The sequence below is a fragment of the bacterium genome (genome assembly GCA_039961635.1).
In the GTDB taxonomy this organism is placed as follows: Bacteria; 4484-113; 4484-113; order JAGGVC01; family JAGGVC01; genus JABRWB01.
Genome location: JABRWB010000083.1, coordinates 1 through 3,469 on the forward strand (window position 1 = coordinate 1; position 3,469 = coordinate 3,469).

Annotated in this window: 2 protein-coding genes; both read left to right on the forward strand. The window is 53.0% G+C overall.

What is annotated here, in order from left to right; translation table 11 throughout:
• On the forward strand, positions 1–1,619 hold a 1,619-nt coding region (locus HRF49_11260; protein MEP0815225.1), incomplete at its 5' end, for a hypothetical protein.
• Positions 1,620–1,623: 4 nt separating this feature from the next.
• The coding region (locus tag HRF49_11265) for a hypothetical protein (GenBank protein ID MEP0815226.1) at positions 1,624–3,469 on the forward strand (1,846 nt) is incomplete at its 3' end.

Below are 3,469 nucleotides of genomic sequence, written 5' to 3' on the forward strand. Positions count from 1 at the left end.
GCGGAAAAGGCAAGAAAGTCCTCGCGGGCGCGGGCGAGCCGGGCGGGGAGCAGGAGCTTTTTCGCTCGACGGCAAGCATTACGGGGCCGGAAGGTGACGAATTTACGTTCGAACCTCTCGATCCGGACGGATCGCAGGATAAAAAAGGCGGCGACGCCTATGACTTGTCTCTTGAAGAAGGAGAAGGCGGGAAGCTTTGCCTCGAAATTTCCGCTGGGGAGGAGGCCGACTGGAAGTGTGTGCTGGGATATGTGACATACAATCCCGACAAGTACAATCCCGTGGACCTTACTAAAGGTTCGATGTTCCCCGAAGACGACAGCGAACTGATGGTTGCCCCCATCTATAAGGAAAAGGGCAAGTTCGCTTTCTGGGTGGGCATGCTCAACTTCCCCGAAAAGGAACCCAAAGATGGCGGCTCGATTTGCACGATTACTTTCAACTACGAGCCCTGGGAGCCTCCGAAGGATCCGAGCGACGCGCCGGATGAAGCAAATGACGCGGTTTTGGAGATTGTGGGGGGGGAGGATGTTTACGACAATTTCCCCCGATACATCCATTGGGGAGAGATGAATCGTGGTGATGGAGACTTGTCCAGCGAGGTAGCTGTTGGGGATTTGACCCCGCTTGCCGCGTACAACACGTGGACCATTGCCGAGCACCCGCTTCTCGATCCGGTTGACTACGACGATGACGGAACGATCGAGTCCGGGCTTGGCGCAGGCGACTATGCGTACGTCAACAACAACTACCTCGAAACGGTAGATGGATACATCGTTAATATCCGGGAAGAGGAGGACGGGGACATCATCGAGTCGTTCGAGGTTGAAGGCCCGATTATGTACGACACCGATCCTTACACAAAGGACAGGTTCCATTACTTCCATTACTACGATGGAGTGACGGATGCGGAAGATCCCCTCAGCGCGCTCCCCGAAGGATGGTTCTGGAATGACAACGGTGCAGTGGGGTACGGGTATACTGTGCCGACTTTTGAAGATGGCACAGGTTACTTCTGGGTTTCCGTCACTCCTTACGACGGTGAGGACGAAGGATACGAATCGGATCAATTTCAGATTTACCTTGGCGATGATAATAACGCCGACGCCGTTCGCGTTTTTGTCAACGCGTCAGAGCAGGTGATCGACCCCGAAGACGATATCAACGTCTATTTCGAGATTCTGGAAAACGAGGTTCCGCTTTGGAACCTAAATTCCATTGCGGTGCAGGTGATCCAGGATTCCGACATAGTGGATTGGGATAACTGCTCCTACAACTACTTCAACTCCGCGGCTTCGTTCTGGTACCACCACATCACGGAAAGCTACACGTTTCTCCCCGGGTTCGTTTTGCCAACGCCGACCTCAGGTAATTCCCGAAGGATAGACCTGAATTACTCCTGGATAGGAGTTGATGAAGGTGTGCCGGTTGGAACAGCAGCACCGCTTGGCCTGCTGCAGATTCCGACCAAGGCCAACTCCGAGGGATACGTGACGGTTCAACTTGTCGAGTATGCCGACGGTTCTTACCGTACCTGGTATTCGGAGAACGCTACGCCGGAGTACTTCGATTACGTCAATCCCACGATTTACACATTCCAGATAGGCGATCCGGAGTAGCGCAATGTGCAAGACCGGATTGCGTTATTTGCGCTTCGCGTGCGTGCTGACCGGCCTTGCGACCGCCGCGGCCGTGGCCTTTTCGGGCTGCGGCCGCGGCGATTCCGCATTCGAAAGCAATTATGCCAAAAGTACACCGTTTCCGCAGATTCGCGTGATTCCAACCGATGCATTTGATGTTTTGCAGCTTGATGGCATGCATTGCGATTTCGGTTCATGTTTCCAACACGCTGATGGAGCATCCTGCGGGCGCGACATCTCTGCAAGATACCATGGCTTCGATATTCCAGACGAAGCATGGCCTGGATTTGCCTTGCAGTCTTACATCGATTCCCAGTGGGAAAGCAAAATATATTTTGAGCAAAGCAAAAGAGGCAGCCCGTACCACGACACTCCCGGAACTATGGCTGCAAGAGAGCTGAATATACGCGTCAAGCGGATTTACCGTCCCGATGTTCCATTTGCCGTGAAAAATCCAAATTACTTTGCAGACGAAGCTGTTTTCAATTCAGAAGCAGGCTGGCCTCTTCCAAGTATCCGCCAATATTACCTAGACCAATCCTATGGATACTTATCGCTTAGCTTTGTGCAGGACTTCTCGCCGGTTGAAGTGGATTTCAACGACGGAGCTGGCATCGGACTTCAATGGATAATTCGCGAGCACCCGGAACTTGGATTAGACAAATATGTAATCGACGAAAAATATCGCATAATCGATGTTGTTTATGCTCCAATAATAGAGATTAAATATCCTAGCTGGGGGACCGCTGGGCGTACATCACTCCAAGGATATACGGCAAATTATGATGGCTTTGATGCAATTGTGGGAGTAATAAAGGTATCCTATGCCGATTGGATCGTTCAGGAAAATCCTGAAAAACCCGCGGAACTGTTTGCTCAAAATTACAACAGGATAGTGGTTTTGCACGAGATAGGGCATATTTTAAACTGGCCCGACACGAATCCAACCGGAAGTCCAATGGATTCCGTGTTGCGTAGTTGCGATTTAATGGCCGGTGGGGCATTTCCGCTGGGACTACACAAGGCGGTTGCAGGCTGGACATGTCTGTTAAACACGAAGTACGACACAAATGCAAGAGCGATCAAGCCGCAGGATGTGGGCAGCAATCCGCGGGAACTAGTATTCTTGGAATACAATCCGGCAAGCTGGCCGGAGTTCTGGTACATGGAAAATCAGGCCGGCGGTGGTTGGATTCTTGATCCGATTTCCGGACTTCCCGGATACGGATTCGGCAAGGGGCATACCGGCCTGATTGTAGCTCGTGTGAATTTGAGCTCCGGACAAAGTGTACCGGGCGGCGATCGCGTCGAATCTGGTATCCCGCTCGTCGAAATCCCAAGCCTTACCGCGCCCCAGTCCATATCACAATTTCCGGCTCTTATTTCCAAAACTTATCCATTCATCGGTTCCGAGTTTTCGCCAACAACAACTCCACCCGCAAATTGGTGGGACGGCTCAAGCTGCGGTTTTTCGGTATCCGGTATCAAGTACCTTTCAAACCGACATTACCGGCCTTACTTCTTCAAGCCGGAGGAGGATTACATCGGCTTCGGCGACATCATCTGCGACGTGGACGTGGGGAATCCGCTGTACGGGGATTTCAACGGCGACGGGATCGTGAACGAGGGCGACGAGAATATGCTGCGGGCGAACATCGGGCGGCGCGTCGGGGTCGACCCGCTCGCGGTGCCCCTGGACGTGAACGGCGACGGCGAGATCGGGCTTGCACGCGACCGCGACCGGGACGGGTTCATCGCGACCTCGGAGCGGATATACGACGACGGATGGACGCTTGTGCACTCCACCGGCGACTGGCTGGATTTGAACG